Raw genomic sequence first — 23901 nt, forward strand, 5'->3', positions numbered from 1 at the left:
GATGACGGGGTCCCCAAAAACATGACCCTCCGGCCAAGCCGGAGGGTCTTTTGTCGGGAGACCCTCAGTGCATGTCCGAGGGTGACAGGGCGCCTCAGTTCGTGATCGTCGAGGTCGCCTCGAAGGCGGCAGTGAAGCCCACGAGCGAGGCGTCGATGCGCACGATCTGATCCGGGGCCTGGGCGGGCACGATTTCGATCGTGGCTTTGGAACCGCGTTTCATTGCGTCGATATCGACCTGCGCCAAACCGATCCGCGAAAAGCATCCTGCCATGGTGCAGAACGAATAGGCATAGCTCTTGGCCTTGCCGCTATCCACCGAAAGCTTGACCTCTTCGGTGAGCAGCGTGCCGAGCGGCACCGCGAGCGTGGCCCCGGCCACAACCTGACCGCCGCCGGCAAGGCGGTAGATGCTGATTTCGGCCACGGGATTGCCGGCCTCCTCGGTCAGGAGCTGATACATCTGGCACAGGTCGTCGCCCTGGCCCTCAACCTCGTTGGGAAAGCAGCGCATCGACCAGTCGCCATGGGTCTCCCGGATATAGGGGGCGTTCTCGTCATCGACCACGCGTCCGGTATCGAGCCCGGGCACCGGGTTGACCGGCGCTTCGGTCTGCGCCGGGGCGGCGTCGGTCTGGGCATCGCCTGCCGGGCTTTCGGCCTGTTGCGCGCCTGCGGCGGTCGATACGGCGAGAAGAGCGGCGAGAGTGAGGCGGAACACGGTCTTGGACATTTTATCCCCATGGGTTTCGGACGAGTTTGGCAGGCGTCTACCACGTCGGCTGGGGAGTGTCAGGATGAAATCGCGTCTCCGAAGCAGGCGCGGGCGACATGTCGCGCGCGGCTATGCTGCCCCCGCACAAGAAGAAAGAGGCCCGTGGACCTCTTTCAAACAACGTTTCTCTCCCCGTCGGACTGGCCGACTTAGTATTTGGCTGAACGCTAGGACAGAAGACCGGTTGCGTCAACAGGTGAAGTGGGGCCGTGAAGAAAAAAGGCCGCACCCGAGGGCGCGGCCAGTCTGACAGGGAGGAAGTCACCCGGTCCGGGAGGACACTCGGGACCGGGCGTGATTTCACTCTGGCACAGAAGGGTTAAGATTGTATGGTCGCACCGTGACGATTTCTGGACCGGGAGGGGTGGCGTGTCAGAGGCGATTTTCGTGGGTGGCGGCGGGCCGGACTATGGTGCGGCGCAGGAGCTTTTGCTGAAATTCGGCAACCGGCACGGGCTTATTGCCGGGGCGACCGGCACCGGCAAGACGGTGACGCTGCAAATTCTGGCCGAGGGATTCTCGGATGCGGGCGTGCCGGTGATCCTGTCGGATATCAAGGGTGACATCTCGGGCATGGCCGAGGCGGGCGATCCGGGAGGCAAGCTGCACGGGCCCTTTACCGAGCGCGCCGCGCGAATCGGCTTCGACGGGTTTCGCTATGACGCTTTCCCGGTCATCTTCTGGGATCTCTTCGGCGAGCAGGGACATCCGGTGCGCACCACCGTGGCCGAGATGGGGCCGCTTCTGCTGGCGCGGCTGATGGCGCTCTCGGAGGCGCAGGAGGGGGTTCTCAACATCGCGTTCCGCGTCTCGGACGAAGAGGGGCTGCCGCTTCTGGATCTGAAGGATTTGCAGGCGCTCCTGACCTTTGTGGGTCAGCAGGCGGCCGAGTTGTCGCTGCGCTACGGCAATGTCACGGCGGCCTCGGTGGGGGCGATCCAACGGGCGCTTCTGGTGCTGGAAAATCAGGGCGGCGCGTATTTCTTCGGCGAACCGGCGCTGGATCTTTCGGATCTCATGCGGGTGACGCCAGAGGGGCGGGGGCATGTCAACATCCTTGCCGCCGACAGGCTGGTGCAATCGCCGCGCCTTTATGCAACCTTTCTGCTGTGGCTGCTGAGCGAGCTGTTCGAGGAACTGCCCGAGGTGGGCAATCCCGACAAGCCGAAGCTGGTGTTCTTTTTCGACGAGGCGCATCTGTTGTTCGATGATGCGCCCAAGGCTCTGGTCGACAAGGTGGAGCAGGTGGCGCGCCTCATCCGGTCCAAGGGGGTAGGGGTCTACTTCATCACCCAGAACCCCGATGACGTGCCCGACGCGATCCTGGGCCAGCTTGGCAACCGGTTCCAGCACGCGCTGCGCGCCTTTACCGCGCGCGACCAGAAGGCGCTCAAGCGCGCCGCCGAGACCTACCGGCCCAATCCGCGCTTCGACACGGCGGAGGCGATCCGCGATGTCGGCACCGGCGAGGCGGTGACCTCGCTTCTGGAGGGCAAGGGCGTGCCGGGGGTGGTCGAGCGCACGCTCATCCGCCCGCCCGCGACGCAGCTTGGCCCCTGTGACGCGGCCACGCGGCGCGCGGTCATCGCCGGCTCGCCGGTGGCGGGCAAGTATGAGGCGGTGATCGACCGGCGCTCGGCCTTCGAGGTGCTGGCTGCGCGGGCCGAGGCGGCGGCGAAGGAGGCCGAAGCGGCCGAGGCGCAGGCGGCTGCCGAAGAAGAAGCGGCGCGCGAGTTCAAGACGGCGCGGCGCTATTCGGGGGGCGCAAGCCCCGGCCGCACGACGCGCGGGCGCGCCACCGACAGCCTTGGCGGTGCCATCACCTCGGCGGTGCTCAAGGAGTTGCAGGGCACGACGGGACGGCGGCTGGTGCGCGGTATCCTCGGCGGGCTGTTCCGGGGGCGATGACGGTCACGCGGGCGAGAGCCGCGCGAGATCATCGCGCAGGGCCGCATAGGCCGCTTCGGCAAGGCGCAGGCGGCGGCGCTTGAGGCCCTCGGTCTCGACCCGCAAAAGCGCGTCTATGCCCAGAAAGAAGGGCAGAACCACGCGCTGCTCGAACGTGGTCAGGGCAAAGGCATCGGTAAAGGCCGCCGCGAGGGCCGCATCGGCACCGCACCATGTCTGGCCCGAGGGGGCCATGCCGCGCCGCGCGAGATGCATCAGAAACCGCGCGATATCGCGGCAGACCGGCATTTGCGCCGAGGCACCGGTGTCGATGCCCGTCAGGCGCGCCCCGTCGTGCAGCAGGTTGTTGGGGTGAAAATCGCCATGGCAGATCGCCATGCGCCAATCCTCGGTCTCGATCCGCCGACCAAGTTGCGCGAGGGCTGCGAGGATATCGGCCTCGAGGCTGCGCAGGCGCGCGAAAGGCTGTGCTGCGGCGCAGCGGGCGGCGCGGGCAAGCCAGCCTGCGGGCGTGGCGCGCGCCCAGCTTTCGGAGACATCCGTGTAGCGGCGCAGCCAGTGCGCGGCCGGGGCAAGGGCCGCGCCGCGCGTCTCCGGCGCGGCCTGCCAGAGCCATTGCAGAAGCGGCGTGCCGGGCGCGCGCTCCATCACCATGAGACGCAGGTCCGGCAAATAGGCCAGCGGCTCGGCCACGCGAAAGCGCGCGCCCTGCATATAGGGCCAGATGCGCCGCGCTTCGTGCCATTCGCGGGCCTGCAACTCGGCTGTGGCGGGCTCGGCCAGTCGGAAGATCGCCGCGCGCCCCTGCCAATGCCCGGCAAAGACCGCGCGTTTGCCCGGCACGAGGCGCAGGACCTCGGTGATCTCTGCCCCCTCGGGCAGGTCGATGTCGGGGCGTGGATCGTCATCGGACATGGGCCGGAGATTTTCCCAAGCCTTGCCCGCCGTCAACCGAATTGCGCCCCGTGCCCTGCGCGGTTAAGGTCATGCCCGGAAGTCAGGCAGCAGGATATGAGCATGAGCGCGACCCCCGTCACGGAACTGAGTTTCGAGCAGGCGATGCAGGAGCTGGAACAGGTGGTGAGCCGTCTGGAACGCGGCGATGTGGCGCTTGACGAGTCGATCGCCCTTTACGAGCGGGGCGCGCTGCTCAAGAAGCGCTGCGAGGAAAAGCTCAAGGAGGCCGAAGAGAAGGTTCACGCCATCACGCTCGACGCCGAGGGCAACCCCACGGGCAGCCGCCCGTTGGCGGAGGGGTGATGCACGCGCGCCTTGGCCGGGATGCCGAACGGGTGGCGGCTCATCTGGACACCGTTCTGGCGGGTTACCCGGCGGGACCGGTGACCGCGGCGATGCGCTACGCCACGCGGGGCGGCAAGCGCATCCGTGCGCATCTGGTGCTGGAGGGCGCGCGTCTGCATGGCGTGGCGGAGGCGTCCGCGCTCTGGCCCGCAGGCGCCATCGAGGCGCTGCACGCCTATTCCCTCGTGCATGACGATCTGCCCTCGATGGATGACGATGCGCTGCGCCGGGGGCAGCCCACCGTGCATGTCAAATGGGACGAGGCGACGGCGATCCTGACCGGTGACGCGCTTCAGGCGCTCGCGTTCGAGATGGTGGCCGATCCGCGCTGTGGCGCGGGCGATGTGCGGGCCGATCTGGCACTGGGGCTGGCGCGCGCGGCGGGCGGGCGCGGCATGGTGCTGGGACAGGCGCGCGACATCGCCGCCGAAAGTGCGCCCGCGCCGCTCGACCTTGACGAGATCACCGCGTTGCAGGCGGGCAAGACCGGCGCGCTCATTGAATGGGCGGCGGTGGCGGGGGCGGTGATGGCGCGCGCCGACACGGCCCCGCTCGCGGCCTATGCGCGGGCACTTGGCCTGGCCTTTCAGATCCAGGATGACGTGATCGACGTGACAGGCGATGCAGGTGCCGCGGGCAAGGCTGTGGGCAAGGATGCCGCCGCGGGCAAGGCCACCTTCGTGTCGTTGCTGGGGCTCGAGGGCGCGCGTGCGCGGGCGCGGGCACTGGTTGACAGCGCCTGCGACGCGCTATCCTCTTACGGGGCGCGGGGCGACGGGTTGCGCGATCTGGCCCGCTTCGTTATCTCGCGCGAAAGCTGAGTTTGCCCCGGGGAGGGGTGTCATGACCGACCGTCCGAAAACGCCGCTGCTCGACAAGGTCCATGTGCCCGCCGATCTCAAGGGTCTGAGCGAGGCGCAGCTTGTGCAGCTTGCGCAGGAATTGCGCGCCGAGACGATTTCGGCGGTCTCGGAGACCGGCGGCCATCTGGGCGCGGGGCTGGGGGTGGTGGAATTGACCGTGGCGCTGCACCATGTCTTTGACGCACCGCGCGACAAGATCATCTGGGACGTGTCGCATCAGTGCTATCCGCACAAGATCCTGACCGGGCGGCGCGACCGCATCCGCACGCTGCGCCAGAAGGACGGGCTGTCGGGCTTCACCAAGCGGTCGGAATCGCCCTATGACCCGTTCGGCGCGGCGCACAGCTCCACCTCGATCAGCGCGGCCTTGGGCTTTGCCGTGGCGCGCGATCTGGGGGGGCCGTGCGAGACCGGCCATGGCGATGCCATCGCGGTCATTGGCGATGGCGCGATGAGTGCCGGCATGGCCTTCGAGGCGATGAACAATGCCGGGCATCTGAAAAAGCGGCTCTTCGTGATCCTGAACGACAACGAGATGTCCATTGCGCCCCCGGTGGGGGCGCTCTCGGCCTATCTCTCGCGGCTCTATGCGGGCGAGCCGTTCCAGGAGTTCAAGGCCGCCGCCAAGGGCGCGATCTCGCTTCTGCCGCCGCCCTTTCAGGAAGGCGCGCGGCGGGCCAAGGACATGCTCAAGGGGCTGGCCGTGGGTGGCACGCTCTTCGAGGAGCTGGGCTTTTCCTATGTCGGCCCGATCGACGGGCACGATCTGGGGCAGCTTCTGCCGGTCTTGCGGACCGTCAAGGCGCGGGCGACGGGGCCGATGCTCATTCACGTGCTGACCAAGAAGGGCAAGGGCTATGCCCCCGCCGAGGAGGCGCGCGACGGCGGCCACGCGACGGCGACATTCGACGTGCTGACCGGCAAGCAGAAAAAGGCGCCGTCGAACGCGCCAAGCTATACCCGCGTCTTTGCCGATGCGCTGCTGGCCGAGGCGGCGGACGATCCGCGTATCTGCGCGGTGACGGCGGCGATGCCCGATGGCACCGGCCTCAACCTCTTTGCCGAGCGGTATCCGTCGCGCCTCTTCGATGTGGGCATTGCCGAGCAACACGCGGTGACGTTCTCGGCGGGGCTTGCGGCGGGCGGGATGCGGCCCTTTTGCGCGCTTTATTCGACGTTTCTGCAACGCGGCTATGATCAGGTGGTGCATGACGTGGCCATTCAACGCCTGCCGGTGCGCTTTGCCATTGATCGCGCGGGGCTTGTGGGGGCCGACGGCGCGACCCATGCGGGGGCGTTCGACGTGGCGTTTCTGGCCAACCTGCCGGGCTTCGTGGTGATGGCCGCCGCCGACGAGGCCGAGCTTGTGCATATGGTCGCCACGGCGGCGGCGCATGACGCAGGGCCGATCGCCTTTCGTTATCCGCGCGGCGAGGGGGTGGGCGTCGAGATGCCCGCGCGCGGCGTGCCGCTCGAGATCGGGCGTGGCCGGATCGTGCGCGAGGGGGCGAGGGTGGCCATCCTGTCGTTCGGCACGCGGCTGTCGGAGGTGCTGGCGGCCTGCGAGGCATTGGCCGCGCGCGGGATCACGCCAACGGTGGCCGATGCCCGCTTTGCCAAGCCGCTCGACCGCGAGATGATCCTCGATCTGGCCGCAAGGCACGAGGCGCTGATCACGGTCGAGGAAGGGGCCATTGGCGGCTTTGCAAGCCATGTCAGCCACTTGCTGGCCGAAGCGGGAGTTTTTGACCGCGGGCTGAAATTCCGCTCCATGGTGCTGCCCGATAGTTTCATAGATCAGGCCAGCCCCGCGCAGATGTATGACGTGGCGGCGATGAACGCGCCGCAGATCGAGGCCAAGGTGCTCGAGGTGATGGGGCTCGGCCAGATCGCGGGCAGGCGGGCCTGAGCCGCGATCCGGGATGCTCACGGGGCAGGGTGTGTCGGACGGTATCCGGAGACATCCTCGGGGATCCGGTGGACGGCACGGCGGGCGGTCTTGCGGGGTGAGCTTCGTTCCCCGCGCGGAATCAAGGTGTGCTTGCACACCGCCGCGCGAGCGCCCGACCGCCCCCCGGGCGGGCGCTGTTGCAGCGCTGCGGCACGAGCGAGCGTTCAAGTATCCTGAACCATAAAGTGCCACCCACGACCGTCAGAGCGCCCACCCGCGGTCGGGCCCTCGCGCGGGGTATTTAAAGAACAGCAAACGGCCCTGACTGCCAGTGTCCGCTACCCTGCTTTCGCTGCCGAACGGGTCTGATGGCGGGCCTCAGCCCGCGACCGAGGCCGCGTGGATTGCGTCGATGGTGGCCGCGATGGTGGCGTTGAACTCGGCATCCGGCTGCTGCGCCGACAACCCCTCGGTCAGTGCGCGGCTGAAGCTGGCGATCACGCCCCGGTTGCGGGCAAGCCGCGCATTGGCCTCGTCCCGGCTGTAGCCGCCCGAGAGCGCCACCACGCGCAACACGCGCGGATGATCGACAAGGCTTTGATAATGGTTCGCGGTCTCGGGCAGGGTGAGCTTGAGCATGACCTCCTGGCCCTCGGAAAGCGTGTCGAGATGGGCGGTGAGGCGGGACAGGAGCAGGTCCTCGGCCGCGGCCTTGTCGGCGATGGAGATGGTCACCTCGGGCTCGATGATCGGCACAAGACCGGCCCCGAGGATCTGGCGCCCCACCTCGAATTGCTGCGCCACCACCGCCTCGATCCCGGCAGGGTTGGCCGCGTCGATGACCGAGCGCATCTTGGTGCCGAAGATGCCGGCCGCATTGGCGCGGGCCAGCAGCGCGTCAAGATCGGGCATCGGCTTCATCAGCTTCACGCCGTCGGTTGCCTCGGCGAGCCCCTTGTCCACCTTGAGGAAGGGCACGACGCCGCGCTCTTCCCACAGGAACTGCGCCGAGGGCTGGCCCGCGATGCTGCGATCCATGGTCATCTCGAAGAGAATCGCACCCAACACCTTGTCGCCGGTAAAGGCCGGGGCCTGTGCGATGCGCGCGCGCATGGCGTGGATGAGGTCGAACATCTCGGCCTCGGAGGCGTATGCGCTCTCCTCGATCCCGTAAAGCCGCAGCGCCTTGGGGGTGGAGCCGCCCGATTGGTCGAGGGCGGCGATAAAACCCTGGCCTTGGGTGATCTTGTCGCGTTGCGCGGCCTTCGACATGGCGGAAATCCCTTTGAACACATCTTCTTTGCGCCCTCTTAGGCGAGGCGCGGGCGGCGCGCAATCTTGGTGGCGCTAACAGCAGGCGGGGCCTTCGGACCTCTTGGATTTCGCGCATTTGCGGGGCTATCCTGCGCGAAGGCTGACGGCGCAGGAGGGGACATGCGGGCATTGTTGCAACGGGTGAGCGAGGCCGAGGTCACGGTCGGGGACATTCGGATCGGGCGCTGTGGTGCGGGGCTTCTGGTGCTTGTTTGCGCCATGCAGGGCGATACCGAGGCCGACGTGGCGCGGCTGGCGGGCAAGGTGGCGCGGCTGCGCATCTTCCGCGACGCCGAGGGGCGGATGAACCGCTCGCTTCTGGACACGGGCGGCGGGGCGCTTGTGGTGAGCCAGTTCACCCTTGCCGCCGACACCTCGCGCGGGAATCGCCCCGGTTTCTCTGCCGCCGCCGCCCCCGAGGAGGGCCGCCGTCTTTACGAGCAGTTCGCGGGCGCGCTTGCCGGTCTTGGCGTGCCGGTCGAGACGGGGCAGTTCGGCGGGGACATGCGGGTGCGTCTCGTCAATGACGGCCCGGTGACGATCTGGATGGAAAGCTGAGACCTCAGCCGATCAGCGCCAGCGCCGGGAAGGTCTCCAGAAGCCAGAAGGAAAAGGCCGAGAATCCGCCCGTGAGCATCAGAAGACCGATGGTCCAGAGCAAAAGCCCCATCACCCGCTCGATCCGCTCCATATGCCGTTTCATCCAGCCCATGAGCCCGGTCAGGCGCGGCAGGAAGGCGGCGACCAGCAGGAAGGGCACCCCGAGGCCGATGGCATAGACCGCCAGAAGCGTCGTGCCGCGCGCGATATTGGCCTCGGAGGCGGCAAGCGACAGGATCGCGCCCAGTTGCGGGCCGATGCAGGGCGTCCAGCCAAAGGCGAAGGCCAACCCGAGAACATAGGCCCCGAAGGCCGAGCCGCCGCGATCACCGGCGTCAAGGCGCGCCTCGCGGTCAAGAAAGCCGATCCGGTAGACGCCCACGAAATGCGCACCGAACGCCATCACCAGAACGCCCGCCACGGTGTTGAACCAGTCCTGATATTGCAGGAAGGCGCGCCCGAGGGCCGAGGCGGTGAACCCCAGAAAGATGAACACGGTCGAGAGGCCCAGAACGAAGAACAGCGCGGGCACCACCGCGCGCGCGCGTTGCGCGCCGTCCTGTGACAACTCGTTGAGGCTGATACCGCTCATATAGGCGATATAGGGCGGCACGATGGGCAGGACGCAGGGGCTGAGAAACGAGATCACCCCGGCCAGAAGCGCCACGAACATGGCGGGCAAAAGCGCCGCGTCGATGATTTCGATTCCGAACATGGGCCAGACATAGACGCTGTAGCGGGCGGCGTCACGGGGCACTGTGTCACAACCCTGTGGACAGGTTGTAACAAGGCCGCTATCTGAGCATTCATGACCCCGAAAGAGATCCTTGATGCGCGCGGGCTGCTATGTCCGCTGCCGGTGCTGAAACTGCGCAAGCGGCTGAAATCGCTTGCGCCGGGCGAGGCGATTGCCATGCAGGCGGATGATCCGGCGGCGGTGATCGACGTGCCGCATTTCTGCGTCGAAAGCGGGCATGTCCTTGTCTCGGCGACAGAGGCGGACGGGGTCCAGACCTATGTGATCCGCAAGACCGGCTGAGGCGGCGTGCCCCGGCCCGCATGGGGCCGGGGCGCTGTCGGATCAGCCGAAGGACCACCAGCCGCGACGTTTGGGCTTGGTGTCGTCCTCGGGTGTCGGCGTGTCGGCCGTCTCCTCGACCACCGGTTCCGGAGCGTTTGCCGTGCCCTCTGCCGGAACCTCATCGGGAACGTCCGGGGTCTGCTCTGGGGCTACGGGTTCAGGCTGCTCGACGACCACCACGGGTTCGGGCGCGGGCGCTGCCTGCTCGGCCACCGGCTCAGGTGCGGGAGGGGTTTGCTCCGCCACTGTCTCGGCAGTCGGGACGACCTCCACGGTAGCGACGGCCGGTGCCTCGACGGTGTCCGTTGCGGCCTCCTTGGGTTTCTTGCTGCGCGACACGGTGCGGCTTCTGGGCTTGGTGGCCGGTGCTGCCTCGGTCTCTGCTTCCGCGCTCGCGGGGGGCGGCGTCTTGCGGCTGCGCGACCCGGACCGTGACCTCGATTTGGGCTTGGCGGTCTCGGGGGCGGTCTCGGCTATGGCTTCGACGTCGGCGATGGCTTGGGACGGTGCTGCGGCCTCGGGGATCTCCCCGGTCGGCGTGGCGGCCAGACGCTCATCGGCCTGAGCGTCGTCGTCTTGCGACTCCTGCGGCTCTTGGTCGCCATTCGATCTGGGCTTGCGCTTGCGGCTGCGCGAGCGGCGGCGCTTTTTCTTCGGGCGTTCGCCGTCATCAGAGGTCTCGGGCGTGGCTTCGGCCACGTCATCCTCCTCGTCCTCAACCTCGACCTCGTCGCTTGCGCTGTCGATCTCGTCCATCAGCGCAGAGCCACCGGAGACGAATTGCGTCACCGGATCGGGCACGATGCGGGTTGCGGTCTTGAACTTCTCGAGGGTGAAATCGGGGCTGACCAATGCCGGATCGCCCTCGATGCGCACCGACAGGCCATAGCGCTGTTCGATCTGGGCGATATGCTCGCGCTTCTGGTTGATGAGGAAATTGGCGATGGCCACGGGGGCGCGCACCAGAACCTCGCGCGAGCGACCGCGTGTGCCTTCTTCCTCGATCTGGCGCAGGATCGAGAGCGCCATGCTGTCATCCGAGCGGATGAGGCCGGTGCCGTGGCAATGCGGGCAAGGCTGGGTGCTGGCCTCGAGCATCCCCGGACGCAGGCGCTGGCGGCTCATTTCCATGAGGCCAAAGCCCGAGATGCGGCCCACCTGGATGCGCGCGCGGTCGGTCTTGAGCTTGTCCTTGAGGCGCTTTTCCACCGACGCGTTGTTGCGCCGCTCGTCCATGTCGATGAAGTCGATCACGATCAGCCCGGCAAGGTCGCGCAGCCGCAACTGGCGCGCCACCTCTTCGGCGGCTTCAAGGTTGGTCTTGAGGGCGGTTTCCTCGATCGAGCCTTCCTTGGTCGCACGGCCCGAGTTGACGTCGATGGCGACAAGCGCCTCGGTCACGCCGATCACGATATAGCCGCCCGAGGGCAGTTGCACCGTGGGATTGAACATGCCGGTGAGATAACTCTCGACCTGATGGCGCGCGAAAAGCGGCATCGGGTCCAAGTAGTGTTTCACGTTCTTGGCGTGGGACGGCATGATCATCTTCATGAAGTCCTTGGCGATGCGGTAGCCGCGCTCGCCCTCCACCAGAACCTCGTCGATATCGCGGTTGTAGAGATCGCGGATCGAGCGCTTGATCAGGTCGCCCTCTTCGTAGATTTTTGCCGGCGCGATGGATTTCAGCGTCAACTCCCGGATCTGTTCCCACAGCCGCTGGAGATATTCGTAATCGCGCTTGATCTCGGCCTTGGTGCGCTGTGCGCCCGCGGTGCGGATGATGAGGCCCGCGCCGCGCGGCACGTCGATCTCGGCGGCGATTTCCTTGAGCTTCTTGCGGTCGGCGGCGACGGTGATCTTGCGGCTGATGCCGCCACCGCGCGCCGTGTTGGGCATGAGCACGCAATAGCGGCCCGCGAGCGAGAGATAGGTGGTCAGGGCCGCGCCCTTGTTGCCGCGTTCCTCCTTGACGACCTGCACCAGCATGATCTGGCGGACCTTGACGACCTCCTGGATCTTGTAGCGGCGCGCGCGGGGCTTGCGGGCGGGGCGAAGATCCTCGCTGTCATCCTCTTCGGCCACGGATTCGATGCTGTCATCGAGGGCGGCGTGATCGCGGGTGTCCTCTTGCGGCACGGTCGCGGCGGGCGCGTCCCGGCTTGTCTCGGTGGCGTCGTCGAGCGGTTCCTCGACAGGGGTCTCGGCCACGCGCTCCATCGGCGAGGTGGCTTCGGGGATGATCTCCGCCACGGTTTCGGTGTCGTCCTCGACGGCGATGTCGATGGTCTCCATGCCCGAGATTTCGGGGCCCGGAACATCCGCTTTCACCACCGCATCCTGTGCCTTGGTCTTTTCGGCGCTGGACCGGGAGCGCGAGCGCGACCGCGAGACAGACTGGCGGGCTCTGGGCCGCTCGTCCTCGTCCTCCTGCGCGCGGGCAAGCGCCTCTTCCTCGGCCATCAGCGCCTCGCGGTCGGCCACGGGGATCTGGTAGTAATCCGGGTGAATTTCCGAAAAGGCGAGAAAGCCGTGACGATTGCCGCCATATTCGACAAAGGCCGCCTGGAGCGACGGCTCCACTCGGGTGACCTTGGCAAGGTAGATGTTGCCGGCTAGCTGGCGCCTGTTTTCCGATTCAAAGTCAAATTCCTCGACCTTGTTTCCGTCCACCACCACGACGCGGGTCTCTTCCGCATGGGTGGCGTCTATGAGCATTTTCTTGGGCATGTGTTCCAATTGCACCGCGGCACCGCGCGCGCCCCTCGGGGCGCGGGAAACGATACGGCAAGTGTCTGTCAGGGGCGATGATCGCGGCGCGCGCGCAAGAGGCGCTTTGCGCCCCTGCTGTCACTCTCGATCCTGTCGCGCGCGTCATCGCGGTTCTACTACTCCGGCCCCGTGGGGCCAATTCAGCACCCGGCGCGCGCCATGGCGCGGCAACGGGCAAGCGTGCGGTCCCCGAAGCGGGGGCCAATCGGTCTGCTTCGGCCCTGGGGATTGTCGTCCAGAAGGGATCAGAAACAGCGAATCTCTCGCGGCGGTTGCGCATGTCCCTGCGTCACCACCGTTCTGCCACCCTAAAGCCACGGGCAGGCAAAACACAATGGAGAAATCATCCCCGCGCTCAGCCGATGTAATCCGAGCGCGTAAGGCCGTATTTCGCCATTTTTTCGTTCAGCGTCCGGCGCGGCAGGCACAATTCGTCCATGACGGCGGCGATGCTGCCCTTGTGGCGGCGCATGGTGTTGTCGATCAGCATCCGCTCGAACGCCTCGACATATTCCTTGAGCGGCTTGCCCTCGGTGGTCATCACCGGCTGCATCTCGGCATGGTCGGACATCAGCAGCGAGGTGAGCGTGCCGGTCTCGCGCCGTGCCTGCAACACCGCACGCTCGGCGATGTTGAAGAGCTGGCGGACATTGCCGGGCCAGGGGGCCTGCAAAAGCTGGGTTGCCTCCTGCGCGCTGACCTGCGGTGCCTCGCAGCCGTAATCCTCGGCGAATTGTTCGGCGAAGCGGGTGAAAAGCGTCAGGATATCCTCACCGCGCGCGCGCAGGGGCGGCACGGTGATGCGCAGGCTGGCAAGGCGATAGAAGAGGTCCGGGCGCAGCGCATCCTCGCAGGTATGGCCCTCGTCCTGCATGTTTGAGATGGCGACGATCCGGGTCTCGGGCGGGCTGCCCTCTTCGTTGACAAAGGTCAGAAGGCGGGCCTGCACGCTCTCGGGCAGGGCCTCGATATCCTCCAGCACCAGGGTGCCGCCGCGCGCCTCCTCGACCGCCGGAAGGTGCGGGTCCTCGGGCAGGACCGGGCCGAACAGGCGGCGGGAGAGCGCGCTTTCCTCGAGCGCGGCGCAGGAAATCACCACGAACCGCTTGCCCGCGCGCGCGCCGACCGCGTGCAGCGCGTGCGCCACAAGCGTCTTGCCGGTGCCGGTCTCGCCCTCGATCAGCACATGGCCGTCAGCTTGGCCCAGATCGAGAATATCCTCGCGCAGCCGCTCCATCGCGGCGCTGGTGCCGATGAGTTTCTTCATCAAGGAGCCGCCATCCGAAAGGTCGCGCCGCAGCGCGCGCGCATCGAGCACCACGCGGCGGCGCTGTGTGGCTTTCTTGGCCAGTTGCGTCATGCGGTCGGGGTTGAACGGCTTTTCCAGAAAATCAAACGCCCCAAGGCGCATCGCCTCGACCGCCATGGGCACGTCGCCGTGCCCGGTGATCATGATGACCGGCAGGGTGGAATCGCTGCCCATCAGCTTGCGCAGGAACTGCATCCCGTCCATGCCGGGCATCCGGATGTCGGTGACGACGATCCCGGGATAATCGGGCCCGAGGCTCTTGAGCGCCTCTTCGGCGCTGGCAAAGGTCTCGGTGTCGTAGCCCGAGAGCGCCAGCCACTGGCTGATCGACTGGCGCATGTCGCGCTCATCGTCGACGATGGCGATTTTCATGGCAGACGGCATGGCGTATCACTCCGCAGCTTGGGTCTCTTCGGGCAATATGGGAAGCTGGACCTCGAATACAGCCCCCCCGCCCTCGGCGTTGCGCGCCGTGAGGCGCCCGCCAAGGTCGTTGACGATCCCCGAGGAAATGGCAAGCCCCAGCCCGACGCCGTCGCCGGGCAGTTTGGTGGTGTAGAACGGCTCGAACAGCTTTTCCAGATCGTCGATGCCGTGGCCGTTGTCGCGCACGGTCAGCACCGCCGTCTCGCCCGCCGCGATCAGAAGGTCGATGGCGGCGGCGGGGGTGTTTTCGGTGGCGTCCATGGCGTTGCGCAGGAGGTTCACGATGACCTGTTCGATGCGCAGCCGATCGCCCATCACAAAGACCGGCTCTGACGGCAGGGTGCGGGTGATCTCGACCCTGCGCGCGCGCAGCTGCGGCTCCATCAGCGCAAGCGCGGACGAGAGCGCATCGCCAAGATTTACAGGGGTGAAACGGTCACCGGACTGGCGCGCGTAGGATTTGAGCTGCCTGGTGATCGCGCCCATCCGCTCGATCAGGTCGTCGATGCGCTGGAACGAGGTCAGCGCCTCGTCGGGGCGGTTGCGGTTGAGCAGCATCCGCGCGCCCGCGAGATAGGTCTTCATCGCGGCAAGCGGCTGGTTCAATTCGTGACTGACGGCGGCCGACATCTCGCCCAGAACCGCCAGCTTGGAGCTTTGCTGAAGCGTCTGTTCGGCCTGCGCGAGGTTTTCCTGCACGCGCCTGCGTTCGGCGATTTCCCGCTGTAGCCGGACGTTCAGTGCGCGAAGCTCCGCCGACTCGCGCTGGAACAGCACCATCCGCGAGGTGGCGCGGCGGTTGAGAAAATAAAACGCCAGCGCCATGAGAATCGCAAACCCCATGATCTCGAGCGCGATATAGCCGTTCACCTTGTCGCGCACGGCGGCATAGGTGGTGAAACTGGCGATGCGCCAGCCGCGGAACGCCACCCGCCCCTCGACCCGCATCACCGCCTGACCGCGCAGAAAAGCATCCCCCGGCAGCGCGGTCCAGTCCGAGGTGGCGCGCAGCGCGCGCTCGATCGCGCTGCGCGCGGGTTCGCGCACAAGCGCCTCGGCCTCGGTCAGGCCGCGCCAGCGTGGCTCGGTCGCCAGGATGATCGTGCCTTCGGTGTCGGTCACCATGACGGCGTCGGAAATGCCGGACCAGGCGCGCTCGAACTTGCGCAGGTCCACCTCGACCACGATCACGCCAAGCACGCCCGCCGGCGTTTCGAGCCGGCGCGAATAGGTGAAATGAAACTGCCCGGCTTCCTGCCGCAGCACCGAAAAGACCGTATCGCGCGAGCGCAGCGCCTCAACGAAATAAGGGGCCTGACGGTGATTTTCGCCAAGCCGCGTGCGCTCGGTCACGGCCACCGCGCGCCCGTCGCGGTCCAAGAGCGTGAGCGAGGCCGCGCCGATCTCGTCGACGAAGGAAATCAGCCGTTGTGTCGATTGCGCGTAATCCTGCGTGTTGAGCGCGGCAATGAGCGCCGGGTCCCGCGCCAGAAGTTGCGGCACGATGGCGTTCTGCCGCAGTTCGCTCAAGAGGTTGCCGCTATAGAGCAGAAGCCGCAATTCGGCGCGGTTGCGGGTGGTTTCGGTAAAGCGTTCGGTCAGCATCCGGTGCGTTGTCACGACCACGACCACCGCCGTCACGAAGAGCAGCGCAAGCACGAGCCGCGCGCGCCAGGGAACGGTGCGCAGGCGAGAGGGCGATTGGGCGCGGGCCGGCAGGTTCTTCATGGTGCCAAGTCTAGGCCGCGCGGCCCCCACGCTCAAGCATGGGCAAGATCGCGCACGAGCGATGTGAACATCGCCGCGCCGTCGCTGCCGCCATGGGCGGGCTCGGCCATGCGCTCGGGATGGGGCATCATGCCCAGAACGCGGCGGTTCTCGGACAGCACCCCTGCGATATCACGGGCAGAGCCGTTGGGGTTCTCGGCATAGGTGAAGGCCACGCGGTCCTCGCCCTCCAGCCGGTCGAGTGTCACGTCGTCGGCGAAATAATTTCCGTCGTGATGGGCGATCGGCACGGTGATGGTCTGGCCCGGCTTGTAGCCGCGGGTAAAGGCGCTATCGGCCGTGGTCACGCGCAGACCCACGGGCTTGCAAACGTATTTCAGCCCCGCATTGCGCAGCAGCGCGCCGGGCAGAAGCCCCGTCTCGGTCAGGATCTGGAACCCGTTGCAGACACCCAGCACATAGCCCCCGCGCTCGGCGTGGCCCACCACGGCGCGGCAAATCGGCGAATTGGCGGCAATCGCCCCGCAGCGCAGGTAATCGCCATAGGAAAACCCCCCCGGCACGCCGACGATATCGACACCCTCGGGCAAGGCCGTCTCCTTGTGCCAGACCATCGTGACGCGCGCGCCCGCCCGCTCGAACGCGACCTTGAGATCACGGTCACAGTTGGAGCCGGGAAAGACGAGGATGGCGGCGTGCATGGCGGTGGCCCTCTGATGGAAACGATGCGGTTGCTCTAGCGCGCGGCGGCCCGCTTGTCCATCAGGGTGCGCGGTTCAGCGGATCATCCATTTCCCGTTCGGCCAGAAGGCGTGAAAGGCAAAGGCGAACATCACGTCATGGGGCACGTTGCGGCCCTCGGCGTCCCGCACCCGCACCGTGCCCACGTCGCGCCCGCCCGCGATCGTGCCCGCATCGAGCGCCGAGGCCTGTCCCGCGTCCCATGAAATCCTGACGCCCGCTTCACGGACGCCGCCTTCGTTTCTGATACGGGTCAACGGCCAGGCGCGGTCACCCACGCGGACAACACGCTCGAGCGGCGGAATGCCGTGGGGCGGGTCCTCGCCGTCATAAAGGAACGGGCGGCGCGAGCTGTCATAGCCCTGATAGGGATTGCGCCCGTAATCGCGCCTGAAGGCCGGTTCCGCAAGCACGAGCCCCTCCGGATTGCGCGAGCGAAACTGGTCCCAGCTTTCCATCCAGCTTGGCAGCATCCGCAGTTCCACGCCGGTCATCTGCCCGACGATGCCTTCGCCGATGGCCTGTTGCCACCAGCTTTCGGTTTCGCGGTCATACATCACCATGTCGGACATACGCAGCTTGCCCGAGACGCCGAAGCTGAGGACGCGGCCCTTTACCCGCCGGTCAAAGGTCATCGCCGAATTGCACAAGGGGCAGTAGGTGACGGCCACCGGGATGCCGCCGATCTGGTCATTCACGATCTCGTGCCACATGAGATAGCGGATCGGATAGGCGCGGGGGGTCTGGCCGTCGAGTTCCAGCGTCATCACCGGTTCGTTGCCCTTGATCCGGGTCTCGGACTTGGCGCGCAGGAATTTCGGCGCGTCGATGGCCGGGATGCCGTCCTTGGGCGGCCCGCCAGATCGGATCTCGGACCAGTCCTTGATGGTGGTGCGCGAAAAATCGGTCTGCGGCCATTCGCTGCGCCATTGCGACGGGTTGGCATGCGCGAGCGGCACGGCAAGGACGAGGGCCGCGAGAAAGGCGATGAGGCGGGACATGGGTGCTCCTGCAACGAAAGGTCGCCGCCGATGATGCAGGCCGCGCGGGATTCGGGCCAGCCCATCCCACGCGAATGTGAGCGCGTGTCAGCCGCGTTTCGCCTCCGAGAGCGCGCGATCCCACAGCCGGTCGCGCATGATCCGCCGCATGGCGCGGGTCATCTCGCCCTTGGCGTCGCGTGGGTAGATCCGCCCATGGGTGAGGATCAGCCGCTCCGGCCCCCAGTCGAGCACCTGCTCGACCATATCGCCGAGCGCCTTGCGCCCGCCCAGTTGCGCGGGCAGGCGCGGGGGCGGCTTGCCGTCGCTGTCGTCGATCCCCGCGAGCCACAGCAGCGGCCGTGCCCATGGGGGCAGCGGCGCGGTATCGACGGCGATGATCAGCCGCGACAGGATCGCCGAGCGGCTGGCCAGATGGCAGAAAACATGTTCGTAATTCGCGCCATGGCGCAGGGTCAGGGCGCGGATGTCGCGCCGCCACGGCGCATCAGAGAGCCCCTCGCCCTGCCAGAGCCGCGCCTCGGGAAAGGCGGCGCGCCAGTCGTCCAGCCACGGCAAGGCAGGGGCGCGGGGCAGCACCAGATGCGCCACCCGGCCCTGATCCGCGAGCCATGCCCGCAGATCGGGCGTGAGCGGCCCCGGCGCATGGACCCAGAGCGCGCCGCCGCCAATCCGCGCCACCACCGTGCGCAGCGGCATCGGCACCTTGAGCCGCCAGCGCACGGTCGCGCCCTCGATGGTCCATAGCCCCTCGGCAAGGGGCACCGGGGCAAGGGCGGTCACGGCCCTAGTTGGTGACGCGCACGCGCGTCATCACGTCCGGCTCACCGATGACCGCGCCATTGGGGCCGCGCCCGCGCTTGATCTTGTTCACGATCTCCATGCCGGAGGTCACACGCCCGACCACGGTATATTGCCCGTTGAGATGGGTTGCGGGCGCGAACATGATGAAGAATTGCGAATTGGCGCTGTCGGGGCTCTGGCTGCGGGCCATGCCGACCACGCCGCGCTCGAACGGCACGTCCGAGAACTCGGCCTTGAGGTCGGGGCGCTTGCTGCCGCCGGTGCCCGCGCGGCGCATGTCGCCGCCCGCGCGCCCGAATTCCACATCGCCGGTCTGCGCCATGAAGCCGTCGATCACGCGGTGGAACACCACCCCGTCATAGGCCCCCTCGGACGCGAGCGCGCTGATCTGCGCGACATGGCCGGGGGCCACCTCTTCGAGCAGGTCGATGGTGATGGTGCCATTGGCCACGCCCTTCACGTCGATTTCGAGACCCGTGGCAAGGGCGGGGCCAGAGGCCAGAAGGCCCATGGCAAGAACGAGGTTACGCATCGGCGGCCACCTTGACGCTGATCATCCGGTCGGGGTTTGCGGGCGGCTCGCCGCGGGTGATGGCGTCGACATGCTCCATCCCCGAAATCACCCGCCCGTAGACGGTATATTGCCGGTTGAGGAAATGGTTGTCCTTGAAATTGATGAAGAACTGGCTGTTGGCGGAATTCGGGTTCTGGCTGCGCGCCGCGCCGATGGTGCCGCGATCGTGGGGGATACCGCTGAACTCGGCCTTGAGATCGGGCAGGTCGCTGGAGCCGGTCCCGGCCATGCGGGGGTTGTAATCCTTTTCCATGTTGGCGTGCTGCACGTCGCCGGTCTGCGCCATGAAACCGTCGATCACGCGGTGAAAGGCCACGTTGTCATAGGCCCCGGCGCGGGCAAGCGCCTTGATGCGTTCGCAATGCCCCGGCGCGATGTCGGGCAGAAGCTCGATGGTGACGGTGCCATCCTTCAATTCGATCAGAATGGTGTTCTCGGGGTCCTTGATCTCGGCCATGTCATGCTCCTTTGTCGGCTTTGCCACAGGTCTAGGGCCTTGGGGCGCGCTTGCCAAGGGCAGGCGGTTGACGCCGCGCCATGCCCGCGCCATGACAGGCACGAAACCGCAGGAGGAGACCCCGCGATGGGCTGGAAAACGCTGGACGAGATGGAGCTAGGGGCCAAGCGCGTGCTGGTGCGCGTGGATATCAACGTGCCGGTCGAAAACGGCACCGTGACCGACGCCACCCGGATCGAGCGCATCGTGCCCACCGTCCACGACATCCTTGCGCGCGGGGCCAAGCCCATGCTCATCGCCCATTTCGACCGGCCCAAGGGCAAGGTGGTGCCGTCCATGTCGCTGCGCGTCGTGGTGCCCGCGCTCGAGGCGGCGCTGGGGCGCAAGGTGCGCCTGATCGAAACGCTGGAGGGGGCCGAGAATCTGACCGAAGAGGCGCGCGCCGCCGATGTGCTGCTCCTCGAGAACATCCGCTTTCACCCCGGCGAAGAGGCCAACGATCCCGATTTCGCCGCCCGTCTTGCCGCGCTGGGCGATATCTATTGCAACGATGCCTTTTCGGCGGCGCACCGGGCGCACGCCTCGACCACGGCGCTGGCGCATCTCTTGCCCGCTTGTGCGGGGCGGCTGATGCAGGCGGAGTTGCAGGCGCTGGAGGCCGCCCTTGGCGCGCCGAAACGCCCCGTCGTCGCGGTGGTGGGCGGGGCCAAGGTCTCAACCAAGCTCGACCTTTTGGGCAATCTGGTGGAGAAGGTGGATACGCTGGTGATCGGCGGCGGCATGGCCAATACGTTTCTGGCCGCGCTCGGCCTCGATACGGGCAAATCGCTCTGCGAACACGAGATGGCCGGAACCGCGCGTGAGATCATGGCGCGGGCGGGCGCTGCGGGGTGTGCGATTTTGCTGCCTGCTGACGTGGTTGTGGCGCGCGAGTTTGCCGCAGGGGCCGCGCATGAGGTGGTGGGGGCCCATGCCTGCCCGCCCGACGCGATGATCCTCGATGCCGGGCCGCAAGCCGTGGCGCGGATCACCGCCGCGCTCGATGGGGCAAGAACGCTGATCTGGAACGGCCCGCTCGGGGCGTTCGAGATCGCGCCCTTTGACGCCGCCACCAATGCCGCCGCCCGCCACGCGGCAACGCTCACCGGCGAGGGGCGGCTCATCTCCGTGGCCGGCGGCGGCGATACGGTGGCCGCGCTCAACCGCGCCGGGGCGGCGGAGGGGTTCACCTATATCTCGACCGCCGGGGGCGCGTTCCTCGAATGGATGGAGGGCAAGGAATTGCCCGGTGTCGCGGCGCTTCACGGCGCTTGACGCAAAGGCCGAAACCGGCGCAGCGTGGGGCATGGATACATTCACCCTGATCACGGGCGCCTCCGAAGGGCTTGGTGCGGAATTTGCCCGCCTTGCCGCCGCCGAGGGGCGCAACCTCATCCTGACCGCGCGCTCAGAGGACAAGCTCAATGCGCTGGCGCAGGAGCTGCGGGGCCGTGCGGGCGCGGTCATCGTCCTGCCCGCCGACCTCGGCGATCTGGCGCAGGTCGAACGCCTCTGGCAGGCGGCGAGCGAGGGGCGGCAAATCGACCGGCTGGTGAACAACGCAGGCCTTGGCCGTCACGGGCATTTCGGCACCGGCGAGGGATGGGCGCGCGATCTGAGCACGATCAATGTCAATGTGGCCGCGCTTACCTGCCTGATGAAGGCGGCGATCCCGCACATGCAGGCGCAGGGTGGCGGGCGCATCCTCAACGTGGCCTCGGTGGCGGGCTTCATGCCGGGGCCGACGCTCTCAGTCTATCACGCCACCAAGGCCTATGTGCTCTCGCTGTCCGAGGCGGTTGCCGAGGAATTGCGCGGCGGCCCGGTGAGCCTTACGGTGCTTTGCCCCGGACCGACGGCAACGGCGTTTTTCGACGCGGCGGACATGCACGGTATCGGCCTCTTGCGCCTCACACGGCCCGCGCGGGCGGATGCCGTGGCGCGCGCAGGCTGGGCGGCAATGGCGGAAGGCCGCCGGGTGGTCGTGCCGGGGCTGCTCAACAAGGTCTTTGCCTTCAGCCCGCGCGTGACGCCCCGCGCCCTTGCCACGGTCATCGCCAGCAAGGTGATGGGCAAGCAGGGTGCCTGACGCCGGATCAGCCGCGCAGGTCCAGAATGTCGTCAAGCCCCGCGCGCGTGGTGCGGAAGCGGTTGACGGGATGCGCGGCATCGGGCCAGCCAAAGGAGATCGCGCACAGGATGAGCCGCCGCTCCGGCAACTCGAAATGCGCGCGGATGAAGGGCGCATAGGCCGCGACCGAGGCTTGCGCGATACTGCCCACGCCAAGCGCCGTGGCCGCCAGCATGAAGGCCGTGACAAAGCCGCCCGTGTCCATCGCGCCGTAGGGCCCAAGGGCCGCCTCGGCATGGACAATGGCCACATGCGGCGCGCCGAAGAGCCGGTAGTTTTCCATGCTTTGCTCGGCGCGGGCGGTGCGATCCTCGCGGGCGATGCCCACGGCCTCGTAGAGTTGCAGGCCGCATTCGCGGCGGCGCGCGCCATGCACGCCCGGATAGCTTTCGGGCCAGGGCAGGTCGGGACGGGGCGTGCCATGGGCCACCTCGTGCAGAAGGGCGTCGCGGAAGCGGGCGGTCTCATCGCCTTGCGTCACCAGAACCTGCCAGGGCTGCGCGTTGCACCACGACGGCGCGCGCCCCGCCGCCGTCACGATGCGCGCGATGGTCGCTTGCGGCACCGGGTCGGGGCGAAAGGCGCGGCAGGAATGGCGGGCGGCAAGCAGGTGCTCCAATCCCTCGATTTCGGCTGTCATCAGAACCCTCCTTCCATCGCCACGACATAGCCGATGGCCCCCGCCACCAGCGCGCCGAGGACCACCGCCACGGCGATTTTCCAGGCCGACCACGGCCGTTCGCCCTGCACCCGGCCGGTGCGGGCATTGACCACGAAGCGATAGGTCTCGCCCCGGTATTTGTAGGCGGCAAGCCAGACGGGCAGCAGGACATGCTTGAAGGTGACGCCGCTTACCTCCGTGTCGATGGCATGGATGCGCTGCCGGTCGCCGCCGATGTCGAACCGCACGTCGCGGGCGATCACCGCGTCCATATGGGCGCGCGCCTCGCCAAAGCCCGTTTCCAGTTCGACACTGTAGCCCTCGGCGCGAAACCCCGCGAGGTATTCCGGCGCGTAAGGTTCCAGCGCCGAAAGATCCCACGGCTCCAGCGCGTCGGTAAAGCGTTTGGGCAGGGAGGTCGAGGCCAGCACCAGCACATCGTCGAAGAACCGCGAAACCCGGCCCGAGGCGGGGCTCCAGCGGACCTTGGCCACCTGCACCTGTCGGCGCTTGCCGTTCTGGGTGACGGTCTGCGTCTCATAGTAGACCGTGCCGCGCTCGCCGCGATAGCGGCTGTCGGTCTGGGCGTCGAAGGTCCAGTAAGGCACATAGATGCCCTGCATTTTCCGCCCCTTGCGCGCATACTCCTGCAATCCGCCCGGCGCGAACCAGAGCCGCCCCAGCCAATCGGTCATGGCGCGGCGGGCGGTCGCCTCATCCAGCGCGAAGGGCAGAAGGGCGCGCGGCTTTATATGGCGGTGCGCGCCGGTATCCGTGACCACGGGAGAGGCGCAGAACGGGCATTCGGTGGCGTGGGTGTCCGCGCCCAGTTCGACCTGCGCGCCGCAGCTAGTGCAGGTGGTGGTGCGGGTCTCCTCGATCTCCTGCGCGGGAAGCTGGTCGCGGAGGGCTGCGGTAAACTCAAGCTCGCGGATGCCGCCCTGCCACGGCCCGCCGGTGCCGATCTCGGCCACGTCGCCGCAATGATCGCAGATCAGCCGGTTCTGCCCCGGATCATAGCGGTAATCCGACCCGCAGCTTTGACAGGGAAAGCGGTGCTCGATGGGGGCGGGGGGCGGGGTGTCTGTCATCGGGCCGCCTTCACAGGATGTGGTGCAGGAAACGCGGGGTCATCCGCCGCAGGGCCCCATCGCCAAGTGCGGTGTGCCGCCACAGGTTGAAGATGCCGTGAATGAGCGCCGCGGCCAGAAGTGTCAACAGCAGCACCCGCGCGGGCGGGCCGGGCAGGGGGCGCGCCATGCCCTCGGCCACAAGCGCCACCGCCCCCCAGCCGATGAGCCCGTAAAGCCCGCGATGGAGCCACGGGTGGCCCATGCGAAACGCCCCCGCAAGTCTGGGCCCCGGCCCGTTCATCAGCCCGAACCCGAGCGCCAGCGCGCACATCGCCAGCCCCGAGAGCGCATAGAGCCACGCCAGCCACGCCGTCGCCCCCGCGTCGCCCAGCACGAAGAGCAAAAGCGTCGCGGTCAGCCAGTGCAGCGTGATGGTCGCGCGGCGGCGCATGGG

At 67.4% G+C, this 23901-nt stretch carries 23 protein-coding genes and 1 pseudogene; 8 read left to right on the plus strand and 16 right to left on the minus strand.

What is annotated here, in order from left to right:
• Window positions 1–94: 94 nt before the first annotated feature.
• Window positions 95–733, minus strand: coding sequence for an invasion associated locus B family protein (locus ABIE57_RS13355; RefSeq protein WP_354539527.1), 639 nt, complete (start codon window positions 731–733; stop codon window positions 95–97).
• Window positions 734–1144: 411 nt separating this feature from the next.
• Here ABIE57_RS13355 and ABIE57_RS13360 point away from each other — a divergent pair, with 411 nt between their 5' ends.
• On the plus strand, window positions 1145–2683 hold the full coding sequence (locus tag ABIE57_RS13360; RefSeq protein ID WP_354539528.1) for a helicase HerA-like domain-containing protein: 1539 nt from the start codon (window positions 1145–1147) through the stop codon (window positions 2681–2683).
• Window positions 2684–2686: 3 nt separating this feature from the next.
• Here the strand turns inward: ABIE57_RS13360 and ABIE57_RS13365 are convergent, their stop codons facing one another.
• Window positions 2687–3598, minus strand: a complete 912-nt coding sequence (locus tag ABIE57_RS13365; protein ID WP_354539529.1) for a phosphotransferase — start codon at window positions 3596–3598, stop codon at window positions 2687–2689.
• A 102-nt stretch (window positions 3599–3700) separates the two neighbouring features.
• Here ABIE57_RS13365 and ABIE57_RS13370 point away from each other — a divergent pair, with 102 nt between their 5' ends.
• The 3 genes from ABIE57_RS13370 to dxs are packed head-to-tail and all read left to right on the plus strand — an operon-like array spanning window position 3701 to window position 6757.
• On the plus strand, window positions 3701–3943 hold the full coding sequence (locus ABIE57_RS13370; protein WP_354539530.1) for an exodeoxyribonuclease VII small subunit: 243 nt from the start codon (window positions 3701–3703) through the stop codon (window positions 3941–3943).
• Window positions 3943–4806, plus strand: coding sequence for a polyprenyl synthetase family protein (locus ABIE57_RS13375; protein ID WP_354539531.1), 864 nt, complete (start codon window positions 3943–3945; stop codon window positions 4804–4806). The genes ABIE57_RS13370 and ABIE57_RS13375 overlap by 1 nt, the downstream gene beginning before the upstream one ends.
• Before the next feature lie 22 nt (window positions 4807–4828).
• Complete coding sequence (dxs, locus tag ABIE57_RS13380) at window positions 4829–6757, plus strand: 1-deoxy-D-xylulose-5-phosphate synthase (protein WP_354539532.1); 1929 nt, start codon at window positions 4829–4831, stop codon at window positions 6755–6757.
• 360 nt (window positions 6758–7117) lie between these two features.
• Here dxs and ABIE57_RS13385 read toward each other — a convergent pair whose 3' ends face one another.
• Entirely contained in the window at window positions 7118–8011 is an 894-nt protein-coding gene (locus tag ABIE57_RS13385; RefSeq protein WP_354539533.1) for a fructose bisphosphate aldolase, read from the minus strand.
• A 162-nt stretch (window positions 8012–8173) separates the two neighbouring features.
• Between ABIE57_RS13385 and dtd the strand changes: the two genes are divergently transcribed.
• The gene (gene dtd / locus ABIE57_RS13390; protein ID WP_354539534.1) at window positions 8174–8611 is read left to right on the plus strand and encodes a D-aminoacyl-tRNA deacylase; all 438 of its coding nucleotides are present in this window, start codon (window positions 8174–8176) and stop codon (window positions 8609–8611) included.
• 4 nt (window positions 8612–8615) lie between these two features.
• On the opposite strand, the gene ABIE57_RS13395 is transcribed toward dtd, so the two are convergent.
• Complete coding sequence (locus tag ABIE57_RS13395) at window positions 8616–9368, minus strand: cytochrome c biogenesis CcdA family protein (protein WP_354539559.1); 753 nt, start codon at window positions 9366–9368, stop codon at window positions 8616–8618.
• 93 nt (window positions 9369–9461) lie between these two features.
• Here ABIE57_RS13395 and ABIE57_RS13400 point away from each other — a divergent pair, with 93 nt between their 5' ends.
• Window positions 9462–9692 (plus strand): sulfurtransferase TusA family protein, encoded by a 231-nt coding sequence (locus ABIE57_RS13400; protein ID WP_354539535.1) that lies wholly within the window; start codon window positions 9462–9464, stop codon window positions 9690–9692.
• Between the two features lie 42 nt (window positions 9693–9734).
• On the opposite strand, the gene ABIE57_RS13405 is transcribed toward ABIE57_RS13400, so the two are convergent.
• From ABIE57_RS13405 to ABIE57_RS13440, 9 genes and pseudogenes are all read right to left on the minus strand, one after another.
• On the minus strand, window positions 9735–12461 hold the full coding sequence (locus ABIE57_RS13405; protein ID WP_354539560.1) for an Rne/Rng family ribonuclease: 2727 nt from the start codon (window positions 12459–12461) through the stop codon (window positions 9735–9737).
• Between the two features lie 397 nt (window positions 12462–12858).
• The gene (locus tag ABIE57_RS13410; protein ID WP_354539536.1) at window positions 12859–14196 is read right to left on the minus strand and encodes a sigma-54-dependent transcriptional regulator; all 1338 of its coding nucleotides are present in this window, start codon (window positions 14194–14196) and stop codon (window positions 12859–12861) included.
• A 6-nt stretch (window positions 14197–14202) separates the two neighbouring features.
• Window positions 14203–14622, minus strand: coding sequence for a sensor histidine kinase (locus ABIE57_RS20605; RefSeq protein WP_502950136.1), 420 nt, complete (start codon window positions 14620–14622; stop codon window positions 14203–14205).
• 72 nt (window positions 14623–14694) lie between these two features.
• A pseudogene (locus tag ABIE57_RS13415) lies at window positions 14695–15966 on the minus strand (sensor histidine kinase); the annotation flags it as partial.
• Window positions 15967–15998: 32 nt separating this feature from the next.
• Window positions 15999–16667: a phosphoribosylformylglycinamidine synthase subunit PurQ gene (gene purQ, locus ABIE57_RS13420; RefSeq protein WP_354539538.1), complete on the minus strand. Its 669-nt coding sequence runs from the start codon at window positions 16665–16667 to the stop codon at window positions 15999–16001.
• Between the two features lie 75 nt (window positions 16668–16742).
• A complete protein-coding gene (locus ABIE57_RS13425; RefSeq protein WP_354539539.1) occupies window positions 16743–17708 on the minus strand; it encodes a DUF3179 domain-containing protein in 966 nt (321 codons plus the stop codon).
• 87 nt (window positions 17709–17795) lie between these two features.
• Window positions 17796–18491, minus strand: coding sequence for a DUF4336 domain-containing protein (locus ABIE57_RS13430; RefSeq protein WP_354539540.1), 696 nt, complete (start codon window positions 18489–18491; stop codon window positions 17796–17798).
• Between the two features lie 4 nt (window positions 18492–18495).
• Window positions 18496–19044, minus strand: coding sequence for a peptidylprolyl isomerase (locus tag ABIE57_RS13435; RefSeq protein ID WP_354539541.1), 549 nt, complete (start codon window positions 19042–19044; stop codon window positions 18496–18498).
• Window positions 19037–19543: a peptidylprolyl isomerase gene (locus ABIE57_RS13440; protein ID WP_354539542.1), complete on the minus strand. Its 507-nt coding sequence runs from the start codon at window positions 19541–19543 to the stop codon at window positions 19037–19039. Before ABIE57_RS13440 ends, ABIE57_RS13435 begins: the two co-directional genes overlap by 8 nt.
• Window positions 19544–19669: 126 nt before the next feature.
• Here ABIE57_RS13440 and ABIE57_RS13445 point away from each other — a divergent pair, with 126 nt between their 5' ends.
• Window positions 19670–20857 (plus strand): phosphoglycerate kinase, encoded by a 1188-nt coding sequence (locus ABIE57_RS13445; protein WP_354539543.1) that lies wholly within the window; start codon window positions 19670–19672, stop codon window positions 20855–20857.
• 31 nt (window positions 20858–20888) lie between these two features.
• Complete coding sequence (locus ABIE57_RS13450; RefSeq protein WP_354539544.1) at window positions 20889–21671, plus strand: SDR family NAD(P)-dependent oxidoreductase; 783 nt, start codon at window positions 20889–20891, stop codon at window positions 21669–21671.
• 7 nt (window positions 21672–21678) lie between these two features.
• Here ABIE57_RS13450 and ABIE57_RS13455 read toward each other — a convergent pair whose 3' ends face one another.
• The 3 genes from ABIE57_RS13455 to ABIE57_RS13465 are packed head-to-tail and all read right to left on the minus strand — an operon-like array spanning window position 21679 to window position 23898.
• Complete coding sequence (locus tag ABIE57_RS13455) at window positions 21679–22353, minus strand: nitroreductase (protein WP_354539545.1); 675 nt, start codon at window positions 22351–22353, stop codon at window positions 21679–21681.
• A complete protein-coding gene (locus ABIE57_RS13460) occupies window positions 22353–23465 on the minus strand; it encodes a TFIIB-type zinc ribbon-containing protein (RefSeq protein ID WP_354539546.1) in 1113 nt (370 codons plus the stop codon). Before ABIE57_RS13460 ends, ABIE57_RS13455 begins: the two co-directional genes overlap by 1 nt.
• Window positions 23466–23475: 10 nt before the next feature.
• Complete coding sequence (locus ABIE57_RS13465; RefSeq protein WP_354539547.1) at window positions 23476–23898, minus strand: hypothetical protein; 423 nt, start codon at window positions 23896–23898, stop codon at window positions 23476–23478.
• Window positions 23899–23901 lie beyond the last annotated feature (3 nt).

It is taken from the genome of Roseovarius sp. MBR-6, assembly GCF_040547525.1.
Lineage (GTDB): Bacteria > Pseudomonadota > Alphaproteobacteria > Rhodobacterales > Rhodobacteraceae > Roseovarius.